This is a genomic window from Streptomyces sp. NBC_00005 (assembly GCF_045160215.1).
Lineage (GTDB): Bacteria > Actinomycetota > Actinomycetes > Streptomycetales > Streptomycetaceae > Streptomyces.
The window spans coordinates 8,827,868-8,848,425 of the sequence record NZ_CP108316.1 but is presented as its reverse complement, the minus strand read 5'-3'; the positions used below and the strand labels follow the sequence as shown (position 1 = coordinate 8,848,425).

At 69.5% G+C, this 20,558-nt stretch carries 19 protein-coding genes; 3 read left to right on the top strand and 16 right to left on the bottom strand.

From position 1 onward, the window contains the following. Positions 1–140 precede the first annotated feature (140 nt). The 14 genes from OG303_RS40415 to pgsA all read right to left on the bottom strand — a co-directional run bounded on the left by OG303_RS40415 (position 141) and on the right by pgsA (position 12,778). Positions 141–680, bottom strand: a complete 540-nt coding sequence (locus OG303_RS40415) for an adenine phosphoribosyltransferase (RefSeq protein WP_405874871.1) — start codon at positions 678–680, stop codon at positions 141–143. After that, on the bottom strand, positions 677–1,801 hold the full coding sequence (secF, locus tag OG303_RS40410) for a protein translocase subunit SecF (protein WP_405874870.1): 1,125 nt from the start codon (positions 1,799–1,801) through the stop codon (positions 677–679). Before secF ends, OG303_RS40415 begins: the two co-directional genes overlap by 4 nt. A 1-nt stretch (position 1,802) precedes the next feature. Then, entirely contained in the window at positions 1,803–3,578 is a 1,776-nt protein-coding gene (gene secD, locus OG303_RS40405; protein WP_405874869.1) for a protein translocase subunit SecD, read from the bottom strand. Between the two features lie 132 nt (positions 3,579–3,710). Then, the gene (gene yajC / locus OG303_RS40400; protein WP_405877706.1) at positions 3,711–4,202 is read right to left on the bottom strand and encodes a preprotein translocase subunit YajC; all 492 of its coding nucleotides are present in this window, start codon (positions 4,200–4,202) and stop codon (positions 3,711–3,713) included. Between the two features lie 190 nt (positions 4,203–4,392). Beyond that, positions 4,393–5,463, bottom strand: a complete 1,071-nt coding sequence (ruvB, locus tag OG303_RS40395; protein WP_405874868.1) for a Holliday junction branch migration DNA helicase RuvB — start codon at positions 5,461–5,463, stop codon at positions 4,393–4,395. 32 nt (positions 5,464–5,495) lie between these two features. Then, the gene (ruvA, locus tag OG303_RS40390; RefSeq protein ID WP_405874867.1) at positions 5,496–6,101 is read right to left on the bottom strand and encodes a Holliday junction branch migration protein RuvA; all 606 of its coding nucleotides are present in this window, start codon (positions 6,099–6,101) and stop codon (positions 5,496–5,498) included. Further along, positions 6,098–6,646, bottom strand: coding sequence for a crossover junction endodeoxyribonuclease RuvC (gene ruvC, locus OG303_RS40385; RefSeq protein WP_405874866.1), 549 nt, complete (start codon positions 6,644–6,646; stop codon positions 6,098–6,100). The genes ruvA and ruvC overlap by 4 nt, the downstream gene beginning before the upstream one ends. 146 nt (positions 6,647–6,792) lie before the next feature. Beyond that, the gene (locus OG303_RS40380) at positions 6,793–7,545 is read right to left on the bottom strand and encodes a YebC/PmpR family DNA-binding transcriptional regulator (protein WP_164434277.1); all 753 of its coding nucleotides are present in this window, start codon (positions 7,543–7,545) and stop codon (positions 6,793–6,795) included. A 48-nt stretch (positions 7,546–7,593) separates the two neighbouring features. Further along, positions 7,594–8,199, bottom strand: a complete 606-nt coding sequence (pdxT, locus tag OG303_RS40375; protein ID WP_405874865.1) for a pyridoxal 5'-phosphate synthase glutaminase subunit PdxT — start codon at positions 8,197–8,199, stop codon at positions 7,594–7,596. A 6-nt stretch (positions 8,200–8,205) separates the two neighbouring features. Then, on the bottom strand, positions 8,206–9,117 hold the full coding sequence (gene pdxS / locus OG303_RS40370) for a pyridoxal 5'-phosphate synthase lyase subunit PdxS (protein WP_405874864.1): 912 nt from the start codon (positions 9,115–9,117) through the stop codon (positions 8,206–8,208). A gap of 116 nt (positions 9,118–9,233) precedes the next feature. Beyond that, positions 9,234–9,785 carry a hypothetical protein gene (locus OG303_RS40365; protein ID WP_405874863.1) on the bottom strand — a complete coding sequence of 184 codons (552 nt, stop codon included), beginning with the start codon at positions 9,783–9,785 and terminating at the stop codon, positions 9,234–9,236. A 133-nt stretch (positions 9,786–9,918) separates the two neighbouring features. Further along, a complete protein-coding gene (locus OG303_RS40360) occupies positions 9,919–11,088 on the bottom strand; it encodes a glycosyltransferase family 4 protein (protein WP_405874862.1) in 1,170 nt (389 codons plus the stop codon). After that, on the bottom strand, positions 11,085–12,038 hold the full coding sequence (locus tag OG303_RS40355; RefSeq protein ID WP_405874861.1) for a phosphatidylinositol mannoside acyltransferase: 954 nt from the start codon (positions 12,036–12,038) through the stop codon (positions 11,085–11,087). Before OG303_RS40355 ends, OG303_RS40360 begins: the two co-directional genes overlap by 4 nt. Continuing rightward, on the bottom strand, positions 12,035–12,778 hold the full coding sequence (gene pgsA, locus OG303_RS40350; protein ID WP_405877704.1) for a phosphatidylinositol phosphate synthase: 744 nt from the start codon (positions 12,776–12,778) through the stop codon (positions 12,035–12,037). The genes OG303_RS40355 and pgsA overlap by 4 nt, the downstream gene beginning before the upstream one ends. A gap of 228 nt (positions 12,779–13,006) precedes the next feature. Here pgsA and OG303_RS40345 point away from each other — a divergent pair, with 228 nt between their 5' ends. Together OG303_RS40345 and OG303_RS40340 are read left to right on the top strand one after the other, a co-directional pair. Then, entirely contained in the window at positions 13,007–15,202 is a 2,196-nt protein-coding gene (locus OG303_RS40345) for an elongation factor G-like protein EF-G2 (protein WP_405874860.1), read from the top strand. A 221-nt stretch (positions 15,203–15,423) separates the two neighbouring features. Next, positions 15,424–17,085 (top strand): hypothetical protein, encoded by a 1,662-nt coding sequence (locus OG303_RS40340; protein ID WP_405874859.1) that lies wholly within the window; start codon positions 15,424–15,426, stop codon positions 17,083–17,085. A gap of 105 nt (positions 17,086–17,190) precedes the next feature. Here the strand turns inward: OG303_RS40340 and OG303_RS40335 are convergent, their stop codons facing one another. Next, entirely contained in the window at positions 17,191–17,751 is a 561-nt protein-coding gene (locus tag OG303_RS40335; RefSeq protein WP_405874858.1) for an HIT family protein, read from the bottom strand. 67 nt (positions 17,752–17,818) lie between these two features. Here OG303_RS40335 and OG303_RS40330 point away from each other — a divergent pair, with 67 nt between their 5' ends. Then, a complete protein-coding gene (locus OG303_RS40330) occupies positions 17,819–18,472 on the top strand; it encodes a potassium channel family protein (protein ID WP_405874857.1) in 654 nt (217 codons plus the stop codon). A 47-nt stretch (positions 18,473–18,519) separates the two neighbouring features. On the opposite strand, the gene thrS is transcribed toward OG303_RS40330, so the two are convergent. Then, the gene (gene thrS, locus OG303_RS40325) at positions 18,520–20,496 is read right to left on the bottom strand and encodes a threonine--tRNA ligase (RefSeq protein WP_405874856.1); all 1,977 of its coding nucleotides are present in this window, start codon (positions 20,494–20,496) and stop codon (positions 18,520–18,522) included. Positions 20,497–20,558: the final 62 nt, after the last annotated feature.

The following is a 20,558-nucleotide window of genomic DNA, read 5'->3' as shown; positions in this document are numbered from 1 at the left end:
CCGGCCCAGGACTGCCCGTAGCGCGGGTGGGCAAGTGCTGCGGCGGGAGGGAGTTCCGATCCCGTAGGGCCCGGTCACGGACGAACGGCCGTCCCCGAGAGTCGGGAGCGGCCGTTCGTCGTGGGGTCTTGCCATCGTGGTCACACCACGAGCAGGGCCTCCAGCGAGGCGCCGGTGAGGGCCGGTTCCAGGCGGGTGCGGCCGCCGAGGAAGCCGAGCTCCATCAGGACCGCAAGGCCGGCGACCTCGGCGCCCGCCCGGCGGATCAGCTGGATCGAGGCCTCGGCGGTGCCGCCGGTGGCGAGGACGTCGTCGACGATCAGGATGCGGTCGTCGACGCTCAGGTCCTCGGCGTGCACCTCGATCTCCGCGGAGCCGTACTCCAGGTCGTACGCCTGGCTGAGCGTGGCTCCGGGGAGCTTGCCCGCCTTGCGTACGGGGATGAAGCCGAGGCCGGCGCGGACGGCGACCGGGGCGCCGAGGATGAAACCCCGGGCCTCCAGGCCGACGACCTTGGTGGCGCCGGTGCGCTCGGCGATCTCGGCGAGTGCGTCGGTGAGCGCCGTGAACGCCGCCGGGTCCGCCAGGAGCGGGGTGATGTCCTTGAACATCACACCCGGCTCCGGGTAGTCGGCCACATCACGGATGCGGCTGAGCAGCAGCTCCTTGACGTCGGTCATCGGCGCTTCCCCGAAGGACGGCCACGGCCACGGTTGCGGGACGCGGGCTGGTTGCGCGGGCCGACGACCGCGGGAGCCGCGTCCTCGGGCTCGTCGTCGTCCTCGTACGTCCCGTCCACGGCCTCGGGCTCCACCGGCTCACCCTGCGCCGCGGCCTGGGCCCGCTTGGCCAGGACGCGCTTCCTGAGCGCCTTCATCTGCGGCTCGCGCTCCTTGAGGTCGGCGACGAGCGGCGTGGCGATGAAGATCGAGGAGTACGCACCGGCCGCGAGGCCGACGAACAGCGACAGCGAGATGTCGTTGAGCATGCCGGCACCGAGGAAGCCGCCACCGATGAACAGCAGGGCGCCGACCGGCAGCAGTGCGACGACGGTCGTGTTGATGGACCGCATCAGGGTGCTGTTGATCGAGCGGTTGGCGACATCGCTGTATGTCCAGCGGGTCTGCTTGGTGATGTCCTTCGTCTGCTCCTTGAGGCTGTCGAAGACGACGACCGTGTCGTAGAGCGAGTAACCGAGGATGGTCAGCAGACCGATCACCGTGCCCGGCGTGACCTCGAAGCCGACGAGGGCGTAGATGCCGGTGGTGATGGTGATGTCGTGGATCAGCGCGACCAGCGCTGCGAACGCCATGCGCCACTCGAAGGCGATCGCCAGGTAGATCACGACCAGGACCATGAAGATCGCCAGACCCTGCCAGGCCTTGTTGGCGACCTGGTCACCCCAACTCGGGCCGACCAGGTCCGCGTTGATGTTCTCGGAGTTGACCTTCAGGTCGGTGGCGAGCTTGTCCTTGATCGTGTCGGACTTGTCGGTGTCGATGCCCGCGATCTGGATGCGCAGGCTGCCGTCGCCGAGCTTCTGGACGATCGCGTCGTGCCCGGACGCGTCCTGCGCGTACCCCTCGGCGGCGGTGACCGAGGCGGACATGTTCTTCGGGGTGGTGAAGACCGCACCACCCTGGAACTCGATGCCCATGTTCAGGCCGCGCACCGCCAGGCCGACGATGGCCGTGATGGTGATGAGGATCGAGATGCCGTACCAGATCTTGCGGTTGCCGACGAAGTCGTAGCCGACCTCGCCGCGGTGCAGTCGGGCGCCGAGGCTGCCGAGTTTCGACATCTCACGCCTCCTTCGGGTCGACGGGGCCGGCGGCGGGACGGGCGGGACGACGGGTGCGGCGCAGCGGAGGCTTGGCCCCGAGTGCCTTCGGGTCGAGGCCGGACAGCTTGTGGCCGCTCGAGAAGAACCGTCGGCGAGCCAGGAGCGTCATCAGCGGCTTGGTGAAGAGGAAGACGACGACCACGTCGAGCACGGTGGTCAGACCGAGCGTGAACGCGAAGCCCTGGACCTTGCCGACGGTGACGATGAACAGCACCGCGGCGGCGAGGAACGACACGAAGTCGGAGACCAGGATGGTGCGCCGCGCGCGCGGCCAGGCGCGCTCGACGGCGGGGCGCAGCGAGCGGCCCTCGCGGATCTCGTCCCTGATGCGTTCGAAGAACACGATGAACGAGTCCGCTGTGATACCGATCGCGACGATCGCACCGCAGACGGCCGGCAGGTTCAGCGCGAAGCCGATGCCCGGACCGAGCAGCGCCATGATCACGTACGTGAGGATTCCGGAGACCAGCAGCGAGGGAATGGCGATGACCGACAGGCCCCGGTAGAAGATCAGCAGGTAGATGACGACCAGTCCGAGGCCGATCGCACCCGCGATGAGACCGGCGTGCAGCTGCTCACCGCCGAGCGCGGCGGTCACCGTGGTGACGCTGTCCTCCTTGAAGGACAGCGGCAGGGCGCCGTACGACAGCATGTTGGCGAGGCTCTGGGCCTCTTCCTGGGTGAAGCTGCCGGAGATCTCCGCGCTGCCGCCGGTCAGCGCCTGGCTGACGGACGGGTCGGAGACGACGTCGCCGTCGAGGACGATGGCGAACTGGTTCTGCGGGGGCTGGTTCTTGGCCAGCTTGCCGGTGATGTCACCGAACTTCGAGGTGCCCTTGCCGGTGAAGTCCATGGTGACGGTCCAGCCGGCGGCGGTCTGCGTGTTGTAGACGGCCTGGGCCTTCTTGACGTCGGTGCCGTCGACCTCGGCGGGGCCGAGCACGTACTTCTGCCACTGACCCTGCGAGTTCTGGCCGCAGGCGACGGTGGGGTCGGTGGCCTTGGTGCCCTTACCGGCCGTGGCACGCTGCGCCTTCTTGGTGCAGTCGAGAGCGGCGTACTGCGCCTGGAGCTTGGTGGTCGCGGCGTCGCTGGAGGAGCTGCTGCTCGCGGACGGGGAGGCGGAGGCCTTCGCGCTGGAGGAGGCGGTGGCGCTCGGCGTCGCGTCTGCCTTCAGGGCGTCGGTGACCGCGCGGCCCTGGGAGGTGGCGGTCGCCGAAGGGGTCGCGGAGGACGACGAGGTCGACTTGTCCGTGGCCTTGTCGGTGGCCTTGCCCGAGGCGCTGCTGGAGGCGCTCGGCGACGGGGTGGCCGTCGCGGCGCTGCCGGAGATCTCGGTGGTGATCACCGGCCGGAAGTAGAGCTTGGCGGTGGTGCCGACCTGCTCCCGCGCCTCCTTGGAGTTCGTGCCCTTGGGGATGTTGACGATGATGTTCTTGTTGCCCTGGGTCTGAACCTCGGCCTCCGAGACACCAAGACCATTGACACGGCGGTTCATGATGTCGACCGCTGTGTCCATGTTGGTCTTGTTGATCGCGGCTTCCTGGCCCGGCTCTGCGACCGCGCGGAGCGTGATGCTCGTACCACCGGCCAGGTCGATACCGAGACGCGGAGTCGTGTGTCCGGAAGCGAACATTCCGCCGGTGAGCGCCACGATGGCGATCAGGATGAGGGCCAGCGAGCGCCCCGGCTTGCTCTGGGCGCTCGCGCTCCGGCCCCTCTTAGGTGCTGCCACCTTCTCGTACTCCCTCTCGGGCCACCGCGCGCCGGGTTGCGGGGCGGGCGGCCATGACATGGTGTCGGGATTCCGTGCGAGCTGCGCATCGTCCGGGATGCGCGGTCCTTGCCCGCGCACCCCGGAGGACGCCTACTTCACGCCGGAGTCGCCCTCGGTCTTCTTCGGCTCGTCGTCCGACTTGGCCTCGGCGGCCACGGTGCCTTCGGCCGGCTCCTCGGATTCGTCCTTCTTGCCGAGGTCGACGGACTTGTCGTCGGAGGCGGCGGCAGCTTCGTCGGCGGAGTCGTCGGACTCGGTGAGGGAGGAGGCGTCGTCCGGGACCACGTCGGAGTCGGACTTCAGGTCGTGCTCGATGCCGTGCACGATGCGGTTGTACTCGTCATCGGAGAGCACGGAACCGATGGCGTTCTTGGCGAAGAGGAGCTCGACGCCCGGGCCGGCGTCGAGGAGGAGCGTGTCCTCGTTGACCTCCTTGACCGTCGCGTACATGCCCCCGATCGTGCGGACGCCGCTGCCGGGCTGCAACTCGTTGCGCATCGCGGCGGCCTTCTGCTGCTTGCGCTTGGCCGAGCGGGTCATGAGGAACATGGCCCCGATGAGCACGATGAAGGGGAGGAGCATGCCGATGTTATTCACGGGACGGAATTTCCTTCGCACGACCGCGATGGAGAGCGGCCTCATGGATGGGGGTATGTATACCGCCGACAAAGGCGGCATCGGCGGAGTCTAAGCGAGTCCGCGCGCAAGGAACAACGCTCAGCATGGCACCTGGGTTCCTGGCCCGGCCAATGCCCGCGCCGTCACGATGGCGTCACGTCCCGAACAGGTCCTGTTGTCCGTTTCCCGCAGTCGCCGAGCGGGGCGGGGTGAGGCCGAGATGCGCCCATGCGGCTGGGGTGGCGACCCGTCCGCGCGGGGTACGGGCGAGCAGTCCCTCCCGGACGAGGAAGGGCTCGGCGACCTCTTCCACGGTCTCACGCTCCTCCCCCACCGCGACAGCGAGCGTGGACAGACCGACGGGGCCGCCGCCGAACAGCTTGAGCAGGGCCTCGAGGACACCGCGGTCGAGGCGGTCGAGACCGCGGGCGTCGACCTCGTAGACCTTCAGGGCGGCCTTCGCGATCTCGCGGGTGATGAACCCGTCCGCCTTGACCTGGGCGTAGTCGCGCACGCGGCGCAGCAGACGGTTGGCGATACGGGGCGTGCCGCGGGAGCGGCCGGCGATCTCGGCCGCGCCGTCCGCCTCGACCTCGACGTCGAGCAGGTTCGCCGAGCGGTGGATGACGCGCTCCAGCTCGGCGGGCTCGTAGAACTCCATGTGTGCGGTGAAGCCGAAGCGGTCGCGCAGCGGGGGCGGCAGCAGGCCCGCGCGCGTGGTGGCGCCGACCAGCGTGAACGGGGGCAGTTCGAGCGGGATGGCGGTGGCGCCGGGGCCCTTGCCGACGATGACGTCGACGCGGAAGTCCTCCATCGCCATGTACAGCATCTCCTCGGCGGGCCGGGACATGCGGTGGATCTCGTCGAGGAAGAGGACCTCGCCCTCCTGGAGGGAGGAGAGGATCGCGGCGAGGTCGCCGGCGTGCTGGATGGCGGGGCCGCTGGTGATGCGGATGGGGGCGCCCATCTCGGCCGCGATGATCATCGAGAGCGTGGTCTTGCCGAGGCCCGGGGCGCCGGATAGCAGCACGTGGTCGGCGGTGGCGCCACGCGCGCGTGCGGCTCGCAGAACGAGGTCGAGCTGCTCGCGGACCTTCTCCTGACCGATGAACTCGTCCAGGTCCTTGGGACGCAGGGCGGCCTCGACGGCCTGGTCCTCGCGGTCGGCGACAGAGCCCACGAGCCGCTCCGCGGCGGAGTCGTCGGTCGGGTCGTCCCAGTTCACTGAGATCTCCTAGCTGGGGTGGCGCAGGTGGGTCAGCGGGCGCGGTTGAGGGTCTGCAGGGCCGCTTTCAGCAACTGACCGACCTGGGGCGTGCCCTCGGCAGCCTCGGCCTGCGGTGCTACGGCGGACACGGCCTCGTCGGCCTCGCGGGTGGCGTACCCGAGGCCGATCAGGGCGGCGTGCAGCTGGTCGCGCCAGCCGGAGGTGATCGCCGTACCGATGGCTGGGGCGCCGATCGGCTCGCCGAGCCGGTCCTTCAGTTCGAGGAGCAGCTTCTGGGCGCCCTTCTTGCCGATGCCGGGGACGGCGATCAGTGTCTTCTCGTCCCCTGTGGCAACCGCCCTGCGCAGGGTGTCCGGGGCGTGCACGGCGAGCATGGCCTGGGCCAGCCGCGGCCCCACGCCGCTGGCGGTCTGGAGCAGCTCGAAGACCTGGCGCTCGTCGTCGTCCACGAAGCCGTACAGGGTGAGCGAGTCCTCCCGTACGACGAGGGAGGTGGCGAGCTTGGCCGGCTTGCCGAGGCGGAGCGTGGACAGGGTGTTCGGCGTGCACTGCACGGCCATGCCGACACCACCGACCTCGACGACGGCGGCGTCGGGGGCGAGTGCTGCGATGGTGCCGCTCACGAAGGCGATCATGCCGTACGGCCTTTCGAAGTGATCGGTGCTTTGGCCGCGTGCAGGGCGACGGCCTGCTGGAGGCGGTTCTGGGCGGGGGCGCGCCAGATGTGGCAGATGGCGAGCGCGAGGGCGTCCGCGGCGTCGGCCGGCTTCGGGGGCGCGTCGAGCCGGAGCAGGCGCGTCACCATGGCGCCGACCTGGGCCTTGTCGGCGCGGCCGCTGCCGGTGACCGCGGCCTTGACCTCACTGGGAGTGTGCAGGGCGACGGGGAGGCCACGGCGGGCCGCACAGAGCATGGCTACGGCGCTGGCCTGGGCGGTGCCCATCACGGTCCGTACGTTGTGCTGGCTGAACACCCGCTCCACGGCGACGACTTCGGGCCGGTGCTCGTCCATCCACTGCTCGATGCCCTGCTCGATGGCGACGAGGCGCTGTCCCAACTCGGCGTCCGCGGGCGTCCGTACGACCCCGACGCCCACCATGGTGAGCGGCCGGCCCGCGACCCCCTCGACGACGCCCACACCGCACCGCGTCAGTCCGGGGTCCACCCCGAGTACACGCACGCCAACCCCTCCCTTCGATCGCCTGTTTGTGCAGGCTATCGGGTGCCACCGACAAGGCCGTGCATCCACTCCCGGCAAAGCGACGGGCCGACGGGTGTGTCCCGTCGGCCCGTTGAGCCACTTGGTCCGCTCGGTTCGCGGCAGCGCTACGCGTCCACCTTCTCCATGACCTCGTCGCTGACGTCGAAGTTGGCGAAGACGTTCTGCACGTCGTCGCTGTCCTCCAGCGCGTCGATCAGCCTGAAGATCTTCCGGGCGCCCTCCTCGTCCAGCTCGACCTGCATGGTCGGGACGAAGTTGGCCTCGGCGGAGTCGTAGTCGATCCCGGCGTCCTGGAGGGCGGTGCGGACGGCGACCATGTCGGTGGCCTCGCTGAGCACCTCGAAGGACTCACCGAGGTCGTTGACCTCCTCGGCGCCCGCGTCCAGGACGGCACCCAGGACGTCGTCCTCACTGAGCTCGCCCTTGGGGACGATGACGACGCCCTTGCGGTTGAACAGGTACGACACCGAGCCGGGGTCGGCCATGTTGCCGCCGTTGCGGGTCATGGCGACGCGCACGTCGGAGGCGGCGCGGTTGCGGTTGTCGGTGAGGCACTCGATGAGCACCGCGACGCCGTTCGGGCCGTAGCCCTCGTACATGATCGTCTCGTAGTCGGCACCGCCGGCCTCGAGACCACCGCCGCGCTTGACCGCGGAGTCGATGTTCTTGTTCGGGACCGACTGCTTCTTCGCCTTCTGGATGGCGTCGTAGAGCGTCGGGTTGCCCTCGATGTCGACGCCGCCCATACGCGCAGCGACCTCGATGTTCTTGATCAGCTTCGCGAAGAGCTTGCCGCGCTTGGCATCGATCACGGCCTTCTTGTGCTTCGTCGTGGCCCATTTAGAGTGGCCGGACATCTGCCTGTCTCCTTCGCGTAACCCATCCAGATACGAACGCCAGAGATCCTACAAGGACTCCGCCGTCCGGTTGGCGCGCACCATGTCGACGAACAGGGAGTGCACGCGGTGGTCGCCGGTCAGTTCCGGGTGGAACGACGTGGCGAGCGCGTTGCCCTGGCGGACCGCAACGATGTGGCCGTCGTGCTCGGCGAGCACCTCGGTCTCGGCGCCGACGGACTCGACCCAGGGGGCGCGGATGAAGACGCCCTCTACAGGATCGCCCTCGACGCCCCGGACGTCGACCGCCGCTTCGAAGGACTCGTTCTGACGTCCGAAGGCGTTGCGGCGCACGATCATGTCGATGCCGCCGATGGTCTCCTGGCCCGAACGCGGGTCGAGGATCTTGTCGGCGAGCATGATCATGCCCGCGCAGGTGCCGTAGACAGGCATGCCGGCACGCACGCGCGCGCGTAGGGGCTCCATCACGCCGAACAGGACGGCCAGCTTGGAGATGGTGGTGGACTCGCCGCCGGGGATGACCAGGCCGTCCACCTCGGCGAGTTCCTCGGGGCGCCGCACCTGCCTGGCCACGGCATCAGCCGTGGCCAGGGCGACGAGGTGCTCCCGGACGTCGCCCTGGAGGGCCAGGACGCCTATGACAGGAGTGCTCATCAGTGGTTACCAGCCGCGGTTGGCGTAGCGCTCGGCCTCGGGGAGGGTGTCGCAGTTGATGCCGACCATGGCCTCGCCGAGGTTGCGGGACGCGTCCGCGATGATCTTGGGGTCGTCGTAGAAGGTGGTCGCCTTCACGATGGCGGCGGCTCGCTTGGCCGGGTCGCCGGACTTGAAGATGCCGGAGCCGACGAAGACGCCCTCGGCGCCGAGCTGGCGCATCAGGGCGGCGTCGGCCGGGGTGGCGACGCCACCGGCGGAGAAGAGGACCACCGGGAGCTTCCCGAGCTCGGCGACCTCCTTGACCAGCTCGTACGGGGCGCGCAGGTCCTTGGCGGCGGCGTACAGCTCGTTGTTGTCGTAGCCGCGCAGCCGGGCGATCTCGTTCTTGATCTGGCGCAGGTGGCGCACGGCCTCGACCACGTTGCCGGTGCCGGCCTCGCCCTTGGAGCGGATCATCGCCGCGCCCTCGGCGATGCGGCGCAGGGCCTCGCCGAGGTTGGTGGCGCCGCAGACGAACGGGGTCGTGAAGGCGAACTTGTCGCTGTGGTTGACCTCGTCGGCCGGGGTGAGAACCTCGGACTCGTCGATGTAGTCCACGCCGAGGGACTGCAGCACCTGGGCCTCGACGAAGTGGCCGATGCGGGACTTGGCCATGACCGGGATCGAGACGGCCTCGATGATGCCCTCGATCATGTCCGGGTCGGACATACGGGCCACGCCGCCGTCCTTGCGGATGTCGGCCGGGACCCGCTCGAGGGCCATGACGGCGACGGCGCCCGCGTCCTCGGCGATCTTCGCCTGCTCCGGCGTGACGACGTCCATGATCACGCCACCCTTGAGCTGCTCGGCCATGCCGCGCTTCACGCGCGCGGTGCCGGTCTCGGGGGCCTGGTTTTCGGAGAGCGTGCTGGACACGGGTGACCTCACTCGGTGAAAGAGGGTTTCTGCAGTCACCGAGGAAACGCGAGTGGACCAGGCCACGGCAAGGGCCAATGGGTACGCGGTGGATCCTTTTCCGGGCCGGCGTGGGGTTATGGCTGCTGGGCGACCCGGTCGGCGAGCGCCCCCGGCGGCTCGTCGTCCATCTCGAAGGCCATCGGGAAGGGGGCGTGTCCGGCCAGCCGGAACCAGCGCACCTTGCGGTGTTCCCGGAGCCTGCGTGCCGCGCCCACCGCGTCGTTGTGGAAGCGCCGAGCCATCGGTACCCGCCGTACGGCTTCGGTCAGTTCGCGGGTGGCCTGGTCTCCGCCGGGTGCCTCGCGCACCACCTCCACCTGCTGCGCCTCCGCGAACACGGCCCGCAGCGCCTGGCTCAGCTCGCTCTCGGCAACCTCCCGTTGCTCCTCCTCGGCCTGCCGGGCGGCATGGGCCGCCTCGTACAGGACGATCGAGGCGGCCGGGTCGAGGACGCCGGACGTGGCGAGTTCCTGCGCCACGGAGGCCCTGCGCAGCAACTGCGCGTCTAGCGCGGCACGGGCGGCGTCGATCCGGGCGTGCAGCCGGTCCAGGCGGCCCGCCGTCCAGCTCAGGTACAGGCCGATCGCGACGAGGACGACGAGGATCCAGATGAGGGTTGCGGTCACGGGCCGTTACGTTACCGGGGCGCCTCATCGTGCCCGGGGGCTGCCGCCCCCGGACGCCGGCTTCGGCCTCAACTGCCTTGTCCTCGAAGGCCGGACGGGCTGAAAAACCGTGACCGGCACCGGACAGCCGCCATCAGTCCCGGGCCAGCCCCAACCGCGCTCGCAGCCCCGGCCCCCGGTCGTCCTCCGCCGCCGCAACCGCCGTTGTCCCGTCCGTCACCGTCTCGTACACCGACAGGATGTCCGCCCCGACGGTCGACCAGTCGAAGCGCCGTACGTGTGCGCTGCCCCGCTCCCGCAGCTCGGCCCGTCGTGCCGGGTCCGCGAGCAGTCGCAGCGCCGCCTCGGCCAGCGCCTCGGGGTCCTCGTTGGCGAAGAGTTCGCCCGCCGCGCCCTGGTCGAGGACCTGGGCGAAGGCGTCCAGGTCGGAGGCGAGCACGGGGGCCCCTGCCGACATGGCCTCGACGAGGATGATGCCGAAACTCTCGCCGCCGGTGTTCGGCGCCACGTACAGGTCGATGCTGCGCAGGAAGCGGGCCTTGTCCTCGTCGCTGACCATGCCGAGGAACTGGACGCGCGAGCGCAGTTCGGCAGGCAGCGACTCGACCGCCTCCTCCTCGTCGCCGCGGCCGGCGACCAGGAGCCTGGTCCGGGGCCGCTCGGCAAGAATCCTGGGCAGGGCCTTCATCAGGACCGGCAGACCCTTGCGCGGCTCGTCGATGCGGCCGATGAAGCCGATGGTGTCGCCCTGCCACTCCGCCTTGGGCTTGGCCCGCGCGAAGAAGTCGACGTCGACGCCGTTCGGGATGACGACCGCGTCGCCGCCGAGGTGTTCGACCAGCGTGCGGCGCGCGTACTCGCTCACCGCGATCCGGGCGCTGATCTTCTCCAGGGCCGCCTGGAGGATCGAGTAGGCGGCGATCATCGCCCGCGAGCGTGGGTTGGAGGTGTGGAAGGTGGCCACTATCGGGCCCGACGCCGCCCAGCACGTCAGCAGGCCCAGTGACGGCGACGTCGGCTCGTGGATGTGGACGACGTCGAACTCGCCGTCGTGCAGCCAGCGCCGGACGCGGGCGGCGCTCAGGAAGCCGAAGTTGAGCCGGGCCACCGAGCCGTTGTACGGCACCGGGACCGCGCGGCCGGCCGAGACGACGTACGGCGGCAGCGGGGTGTCGTCGTCGGCGGGGGCGAGGACGGAGACCTCGTGGCCGAGACGGATGAAGTACTCGGCCAGATCACGGATGTGGAACTGGACGCCGCCGGGCACATCCCAGGAGTACGGGCAGACGATGCCGATTCTCACGAGGGCCCCATCTCGGGATCCAGGGGGTCCGCCGAGCTTTTCCCGGAGGGTTTCCTCGCAGGATCGAGGTCCTTGAGCCACAAGCGCTGGAGCATGTGCCAGTCCTCCGGATGGTCGGCGATCCCCGTGGCGAAGGCATCGGCCAGCGCCTGTGTCATGACAGACGTCTTTTCGGCGCGGCTACCTGTCTCGGGCACCTCGACCGGGGGATGCACGCGCCCCCGCATGACGGGTGAGTCGTCGTACCAGAGCGTGACCGGCAGGAGCAGGGCGCCGGTCTGCTGGGCGAGAAGGGCCGGGCCCGCGGGCATCCGGGTGGCCTCGCCGAAGAACTCGACCTCGACGCCCGAGGCGGACAGGTCGCGCTCGGCGACCAGGCAGACCAGGCCACCGTCGCGCAGCCGCCGGGCCAGCGTGCCGAAGGCGGTGCCGCCGCTGTGCGGCAGGACCTCCATGCCCAGGCCCTCGCGGTAGGCGACGAAGCGGTCGTACAGCGTCTCCGGCTTGAGGCGCTCGGCGACCGTGGTGAACGGCGTCTCGAGCGCGGTGGTGACCCAGGCGCCGGCGAGGTCCCAGTTGGCCATGTGCGGGAGCGCCAGAATGAGGCCACGGTCGGAGGCGATCCCGTCGGTCAGGTAGTGCACGTCCTTGGGGTCGAAGCCGCCCTTTATGCGCTCGGCACTCCACGCCGGGAGGCGGAAGGACTCCATCCAGTAGCGCAGGTACGAACGCATGCCCGCGCGCGAGAGCTCGGCGAGGCGCTCCGGGCCGGCGTCGGGCACCACGCGCGCATAGTTGCTCTCCAGGCGCTGTACGCCCTTGCCGCGCCGCTTCCAGGCGATATCGGCGATGGTCCGGCCCAGCCGTACGGCCACCGGCTCGGGGAGCTTCTTGATCGTGCTCCAGCCGAGTCCGTACAGCGAGTCCGTCAGCTGATCGCGGGCACTCACTTCGCCGCCTCACTCCCCTGGGAGGCATTCTCGCTCTCCTGGGCGTCCGCCGCGGCCTCGGCCTCGGCCGACTCGCGACGGACGGTCACGACGCGCTGGATCAGCGTGACGAGGCTGCCGACGGCGACGATCCACAGGGCGATCGGGAGCAGGTACTGGATGCCCGGCACGCCGAACTTGTGCAGTCCCGCCAACCCGGCCGCCACCAGCGAGATCACCAGGCGCTCGGCACGCTCGACGAGACCGTTGACGGCGACCGGCAGGCCGATCGACTCGCCCCGGGCCTTGGTGTACGACACCACCTGGCCGCTCGCCAGGCAGAAGATCGAGACGGCACACAGGACGAGGTCGTCGCCCCCACCTGCGTACCAGAGGATGAAGCCGCCGAAGATCGCGCCGTCGGCGACCCGGTCGAGCGTGGAGTCCAGGAAGGCGCCCCAGCGGCTGGAGCGGCCGAGCTGGCGGGCCATGTTGCCGTCGACGAGGTCGGAGAACACGAACAGCGTGATCACGACCGTGCCCCAGAAGAACTCGCCCATGGGGTAGAAGACCAGCGCGCCCGCGACCACTCCGGCGGTGCCGAGGAGCGTGACCGCGTCGGGGCTCACGCCCCGCCGGATCAGAAACGCGGCGAACGGTGTGAGGACACGCGTGAAGAATGCACGCGCGTACTTGTTCAGCATGGCCTTCCCGAGGGTCGGTGTCGCCGAGCGGCCCCTGCTGGCCACCGGCTGGCCCATCGTAGCCACGCGTGCGCTTGTGCGACGGCCGGGCACCCGGACGTCTGTACGGAGATCCGGCGGATGGCCCGCAACCGACGGTGGGCGGCGCGATCACGTCCTCTGTATGGACGCACCGTGACGGGAGTGGAAAGCTCGAAGAACCGCGGGCGTCATCGGAGCCGCCACCGCACGCGGCCCGGCACGCCCGCGCCCACAGTGACCTCACCGTGCACGGGAGGCAAGTCCATGGGCGACAAGGCGAACACACACCCCGGAGCCGCCGGCAGGGCAACAGCGGCCGACCACCCCGCGTCCGTACGGAATGTGGTGCTGGTCGGCCACTCCGGATCGGGCAAGACCACATTGGTGGAAGCTCTCGCGCTGACGGCGGGAGCAGTGAACCGGGCGGGCCGTGTGGAGGACGGCGGCACCGTCTCCGACTACGACGAGATCGAGCACCGTCAGCAACGCTCGGTACAGCTCTCCCTGGTGCCGGTCGAATGGGACGGCATCAAGGTCAATCTTCTCGACACTCCCGGATACGCCGACTTCGTCGGGGAACTCAGGGCCGGTCTGCGAGCGGCGGACGCGGCCCTTTTCGTGGTCTCGGCGTCCGACGGCGTGGACGGCTCGACGCGCATGGTGTGGGAGGAGTGCGCGGCCGTCGGGATGCCCCGGGCGATCGTCGTCACCCACCTGGAATCCGCCCGCGCGGACTTCGAGGGGATGACGCGGATCTGCGCGGAGGCCTTCGGCGGGGACGACCCCGACGCCGTGCTCCCGCTGTATCTGCCGCTGCACGGCCCGCAGGCGTCCGACGGGCACGCGCCCGTGACCGGACTGATCGGGCTGCTGTCGCAGAAACTGTTCGACTACGCGTCCGGGGAGCGCAAGGAGTCCGAGCCGGGCGAGGACCAGCTGCCCGAGATCGACGAGGCCCGCAACCGGCTGATCGAGGGGATCATCTCGGAGAGCGAGGACGAGACCCTCATGGACCGCTACCTGGGCGGCGAGCAGATCGACGTCAAGACGCTCGTCGACGACCTGGAGCGGGCCGTCGCGCGCGGCGTGTTCTTCCCGGTCCTGGCCGCCGCCCCCGCGGCCGACGGCGCCCGGCAGGGGCTCGGCACGGTCGAGCTGCTGGAGCTGGTCACCGGCGGGTTCCCGACGCCGTTCGAGCACCCCACGCCGGGGGTCACGACCATCAACGGCAAGCCGCGCGAGATCAAACCCTGTGACACGGAGGGTCCGCTGGTCGCCGAGGTCGTGAAGACGGCCTCCGACCCCTATGTCGGCCGCGTCTCCATGGTCCGCGTCTTCTCCGGCACGCTGCGCCCCGACGAGACGGTGCACGTCTCCGGCCACGGTCTGGCCGACCGCGGGCACGAGGACCACGACGTCGACGAGCGCGTCGGTGCGCTGTCCACCCCCTTCGGCAAGCAGCAGCGCGTGGTGACGCACGCCATCGCGGGCGACCTGGTGTGCGTGGCGAAGCTCGGCCGCGCGGAGACCGGCGACACCCTCTCCGCCAAGGACGACCCGCTCCTGATGGAGCCGTGGGAGATGCCCGACCCGCTGCTGCCGCTCGCCATCGAGGCGCACAGCAAGGCGGACGAGGACAAGCTCTCCCAGGGGCTGTCCCGGCTGGTCGCGGAGGATCCGACCATGCGGCTCGAACAGAACCAGGACACCCACCAGGTGGTCCTGTGGTGCCTGGGCGAGGCGCACGCGGACGTCGCCCTGGAACGGCTGCGCAACCGCTACGGCGTCCAGGTCGACGTCGTACCGCACAAGGTCTCCCTTCGGGAGACGTTCGCGAGCAAGTCGGCCGGCCGTGGCCGGCACGTGAAGCAGTCCGGCGGGCACGGGCAGTACGCCATCTGCGAGATCGAGGTGGAACCGCTGCCCGGCGGCTCGGGCATCGAGTTCGTGGACAAGGTGGTCGGCGGCGCGGTGCCACGGAATTTCATCCCGTCGGTCGAGAAGGGCGTAAGGGCCCAGGCGGTCAAGGGAGTTGCCGCGGGCTATCCGCTCATCGACGTGCGCGTGACCCTGCTGGACGGCAAGGCGCACTCCGTGGACTCCTCGGACGCCGCCTTCCAGACGGCCGGCGCGCTGGCGCTGCGGGAGGCGGCGTCCGACGTGAAGATCCACCTGCTGGAACCGGTGGCCGAGGTGACCATCCTGGTCGGCGACGACTATGTGGGCGCCGTCATGAGCGATCTGTCCGGACGGCGCGGCCGGGTGCTGGGCACGGAACAGACCACGGGCAACCGGACACTCGTACGGGCCGAGGTGCCCGAGATCGAGATCGGACGGTACGCCGTGGACCTGCGCTCGCTCTCGCACGGCACCGCGCGCTTCAACCGTGCGTACGCCCGGCACGAGCCGATGCCTCCTCAGATCGCCGAAAGGATCCGTGAAGAGGCGCGCGACGCCTAGCAGTTGGCGCCGGGCGCTTCCAAGTCGCTTTTGTGGAACGCTCCCCTCCGCGTCGGCGGGCGGCTTCGGCCGTCCGCCGACGAATGTCAGTGGCTGCGGATACGCTGATGACCTGATCAAGTTGTCACTGGATCACGGCGATGACCTGATCAACAGGTGTGCGGAGCACGGAAGTCGGGAAAAGCCGCAGAGGCGACACTGGGCGGCGATCGGGGGCGGTAATGACCGTTGACAGCGGCTACGGGGACATCTTCGGTCCACAGGTGCCGCGCACGGGCGACGAGGGCCAGACGGCGACGTTCGCGCTGGCCTCGGCGGCCTACCGGGACAACCCGGTCGCGGACATCAAGAAGGCTGACAACGAGTGGCACGAGACCACCGTCAAACCCGGCCTGAAGTGGTCGAAGATATTCCGGCCCAATTTGGGTGAGGCCTTCTCCCGGGCGGTGGTGGACCGCATGGTGGGCCCCGGCCGCAAGCCACTCGTCCAGTCCTTCGGTGCCGAGCCGCAGGTCACCGTCGAGCACTGCCTCGCGGCGAACAACATCCGCAAGAGCCGCGACCAGATGCTGTCCATCGTCACGGTGCTGTGCGGTGTGCTGTTCCTGCCGGGGCTGCTGATCTGGCTGCTGGTCTTCTCGATCCGTACGACCATCGCCAAGCGGGACGACAAGCGGGCCGGGGCCTTGGCCACCACGCTGCTGGTGGGCGTGGGTGCGCTGGCCGTGATCTTCCTGATCCGGATGCCCTTCACGGGATTCTGGGCCTGGTATGCGCGAGCCTCCGTGGTCATGCCCGTGATCGGCTGGTTCTGGGCCAAGCAGATATGCGAGCGCACCGCGAAGGACCTGCGTGGGCGCTGGGACAGCCTGCTCTCGGGCAGCAGCATCGGGGCCAAGGTGCCCGAGGCGGTGCCGACCAGCCCCGGCGAGACCAAGGCGGACCAGCTGCGCCAGTCGCTGGCCAAGCTCAGCGCCGAGCAGCAGTCCAACGCCGTGTTCTACGCCGGGCCCAAGGGCATCCTCGGCATGGGCACGCGCTGGGGCAGCTGGCAGCTCGCGGAGGACCTGGTACAGGCCGATCCCACCCGGGAGATCCACCCCTTCCGCAGCTGGGACGTCATCAAGGTGATCCACGACGAGCTGCGCATGCTGGAGCGGAACACGCTCAACACCGGCGGCTTCCCGAAGGCGTCCATACGGCACTGGATCGTCACGCCGATCGGGGAGGGCGCGAAGGCGGTGTCCCGGCCCGAGGGCACCGACGTGGACGCGTTCCAGGTCAAGTCGCACGCCATACAGGACATCTGCAACAAGCAGCAGTTCGGCGCGGGTGACCGGCACTACCTGGGCGTGCAGTGGACGCTGTGGGACGGGCAGTTGGTCATCACCATGATGATCACGGTGACCGTACTGCACAAGACGCTGCGGATCGAGGTCACCGGGCATGCGCTGGGCCCCGTGAACTCGCTGTTCACCAGCAAGCCCGAGGCGCCCACGAAGGAGGTCCAGAAGTCGTTCAAGCCGTGGGAGACCCGGAAGGTGAGCCTTCCGCTGGTCGACAGCGACGAGGTGGTACGGCTGGCCGTGCGCGCCCCGATCAGCTGGTACCCGCCCCTGCTGAACTGGCTCGGCGGCACGATAACCCTGCCCGAGCCCTTCGGCCTCCGGCACTCCTGGGCCGACCAGCCCTGGCGCCACCGCTTCATGGCCGACGACGCCCTGCGTGCCGCCACACCGGTACTGCGGGTGGTGCACGCCGCGGCGATACGCGTGCTGGACGAGAACGGCGTGGACACGGAGAAGTTCGGCACGAGGTCCGCTTTCCTGTCCACGGCGGTGCAGGACCCGACGCCTCGCAAAGCCGACGTCTACGACGCCTAGGTCCTGGGGGCTGCCGCCCCCGGACCCCCGCTTCGGCCTTGCGGCCTCGTCCTCAAGCGCCGGACGGGCTGGTTGTGCCGACCGGCGCCGAGAAATGCACCGCGCTCACGGCGTCGGCCAGGCCTCCGCCAGCATCTTCCGCGTGTCCGCCAGCAGTTGAGGCAGCACCCTGGTGTGGCCGACGACCGGCATGAAGTTCGTGTCGCCGCCCCAGCGGGGGACGATGTGCTGGTGGAGGTGGGCCGCGATGCCCGCGCCGGCGACCGTGCCCTGGTTCATGCCGATGTTGAACCCGTGCGCTCCGGAGGCGGTACGCAGGGCCGTCATCGCCTGCTTGCTCAGGGCGGCGAGCTCGGCGGTCTCGGCGTCCGTGAGGTCCGTGTAGTCGGCGACATGGCGGTAGGGCACGACCATGAGGTGGCCGCCGTTGTACGGGTAGAGGTTGAGCACGGCGTAGACCTGCTCGCCGCGCCGGACGATCAGCCCGTCCTCGTCGGACTTGGCCGGGATGGAGCAGAAGGGACAGCCGTCGTCGGCGCCCGGGCCGGTCGGCTTGTTCTCGCCCTGGATGTAGGCCATCCGGTGGGGCGTCCACAGACGCTGGAACGCGTCCTGGGTCCCCACTCCCCACTGCTGCTCCGGCTCACTCGTCATGCAGTGCAGCATATTGCGTCGCCCGTTCGCGGCGTGTCGAGGGGGTTGCAGGAACGGCCCGCCGGGCGAAGCTGGGGCGGTGGACGATGACAGTCGCGTTACCCGCTGGCGGCAGCGCACGGAGCTTCCGCTGGCGTTGGCGTCGCTGGTCTTCCTCGCCTCGTACGCGGTCCTGGTCCTGGCTCCCGGCCTGCACGACGCGTGGCAGGACCTGTGTCTCGCGCTGCTGCTGGGCGCCTGGGCGCTGTTCGCCGTCGACTACGCGGTGTGCTGGCGGCTGAGCGGGCAGCGGCTGCGTTTCGTACGGACGCACTGGCTGGACACGGTGGTGCTGGTGCTTCCGCTGCTGCGCCCGCTACGGATCGTCAAGGTCTACGAGGCCGTGCAGCGGCGGCACGGCAAGCCCCGGCTCGCGCTGTACGGGCGCGTGATCGTGTACTCCGGGCTGGCCACCACGCTGCTCGGTTTCGCCGGTGCCCTCGCCGTCTACCAGCAGGAGCGCGGGGCGCCGGGCGCGACCATGCGGACGTTCGGCGACGCCCTCTGGTGGACCTGCGAGACCCTCACGACCGTCGGCTACGGAGACATCACCCCGGTGACGGAGCGGGGTCGGCTGATCGCGGTCGGGATGATGGGCATCGGTCTGGCGCTGCTCGGCGCGGTGACGGGCACGTTCGCCTCGTGGCTGCTTGAGGTCTTCTCGCGCGAGGACGACGAAAGGCCCCCGGGCTGACCTCCCGAGGGCCTCCGTCAACGACCGCCTCCGTACGAGACGAAGGATCAGACCTGCGCCCGCTCCTCGACGACCTTCGCGATCTTCGCGATGGCCTCGTCGAACGGGATGCCGTTCTCCTGCGAGCCGTCGCGGTAGCGGAAGGACACCGAACCGTTCGACATGTCCTCGTCGCCCGCGATGACCATGAAGGGCACCTTCTGCTTCTGGGCGTTGCGGATCTTCTTCTGCATACGGTCGGAGGAGGAGTCGACCTCGACCCGCAGGCCCTGCTTCTTCGCGGCCGCGGCGAACTTCTCCAGGTACTCGACGTGCCCGTCGCCGATCGGGATGCCGACCGCCTGGACGGGGGCCAGCCATGCCGGGAAGGCGCCCGCGTAGTGCTCCAGGAGCACCGCGAAGAACCGCTCGATCGAGCCGAACAGCGCGCGGTGGATCATGACCGGGCGCTGCTTGGCACCGTCCGGACCCGTGTACTCCAGGTCGAAGCGCTCGGGCAGGTTGAAGTCGAGCTGGATCGTCGACATCTGCCAGGTGCGGCCGATGGCGTCCTTGGTCTGGACGGAGATCTTCGGACCGTAGAAGGCGGCGCCGCCCGGGTCGGGCACGAGGGGCAGGCCCTGCTTCTCGGCGACCTGGCGCAGGGTCTCGGTCGCCTCCTCCCAGGCCTCGTCGGAGCCGACGAACTTCTCCGGGTCCTTGGTGGAGAGCTCCAGGTAGAAGTCGGTCAGGCCGTAGTCGCGCAGCAGGCCGAGGACGAAGGTGAGCGTCTTGTCGAGCTCCTCCGACATCTGCTCGCGGGTGCAGTAGATGTGCGCGTCGTCCTGGGTGAAGCCGCGGGCCCGGGTCAGACCGTGCACGACGCCCGACTTCTCGTACCGGTACACGGTCCCGAACTCGAAGAGGCGCAGCGGCAGTTCACGGTAGGAGCGGCCGCGCGCGTCGAAGATCAGGTTGTGCATCGGGCAGTTCATGGGCTTGAGGTAGTAGTCCACGCCCTCGTCGAGCTGCATGGGCGGGTACATGCCGTCGGCGTACCAGTCCAGGTGCCCGGACGTCTCGAAGAGCTTCCCCTTCGTCGCGTGCGGGGTGTAGACGAACTCGTAGCCCTCCTCCTCGTGACGGCGCCGCGAGTAGTCCTCCATGACCCGGCGGATGATGCCGCCCTTGGGGTGGAAGACCGCGAGACCGGAGCCGATCTGCTCCGGGATGGAGAACAGGTCGAGCTCGGAACCCAGCTTGCGGTGGTCGCGCTTCTCGGCCTCGGCGAGGAAGTCGAGGTGCGCCTTGAGCTCGTCCTTGGAGGGCCAGGCGGTGCCGTAGATGCGCTGGAGCATCGGGTTCTTCTCGCTGCCGCGCCAGTAGGCGGCCGCGTTGCGCATCAGCTTGAACGCCGGGATGTTCCGGGTGGTGGGCAGGTGGGGACCGCGGCAGAGGTCCTTCCAGCACAGGTCACCGGTCTTGGCGTCGAGGTTGTCGTAGATCGTCAGCTCGCCGGCGCCCACCTCGACGTCCGCGCCGTCGTCGCTCGACGCCGAGCCCTTGAGGCCGATCAGCTCCAGCTTGTACGGCTCCGACGCGAGCTCCTCACGAGCGGCCTCGTCGGTGACCACACGGCGGGAGAACTTCTGCCCCCGCTTCTGGATCTCCTGCATCTTCTTCTCGATGGCCTTGAGATCCTCGGGCGTGAACGGCTTCTCGACGTCGAAGTCGTAGTAGAAACCGTCCTTGACCGGCGGGCCGATGCCCAGCTTGGCCTCGGGGAACAGCTCCTGCACGGCCTGCGCCATCACGTGCGCGGTGGAGTGGCGCAGAATGTTCAGACCGTCCTCGGAGGAGATCTCCACCGGCTCCACGACCTCGCCCTCGGCCGGCGAGTACGCCAGATCCTTGAGGTCGCCGCCCACGCGCGCGGCGACGATCGAGCGCTCGCCGGCGAAGAGCTCGGCGGCCGTAGTGCCCGTCGTCACCACGCGTTCTTCCCGCTCGGAATCGCGTTGGATGATCACACGGACGTCTGACACCGGTCTCTCCTGACTGAAGGTGGAGTGCGGCGCCATACCAAGGGCGCGCGCAATAGGGGATC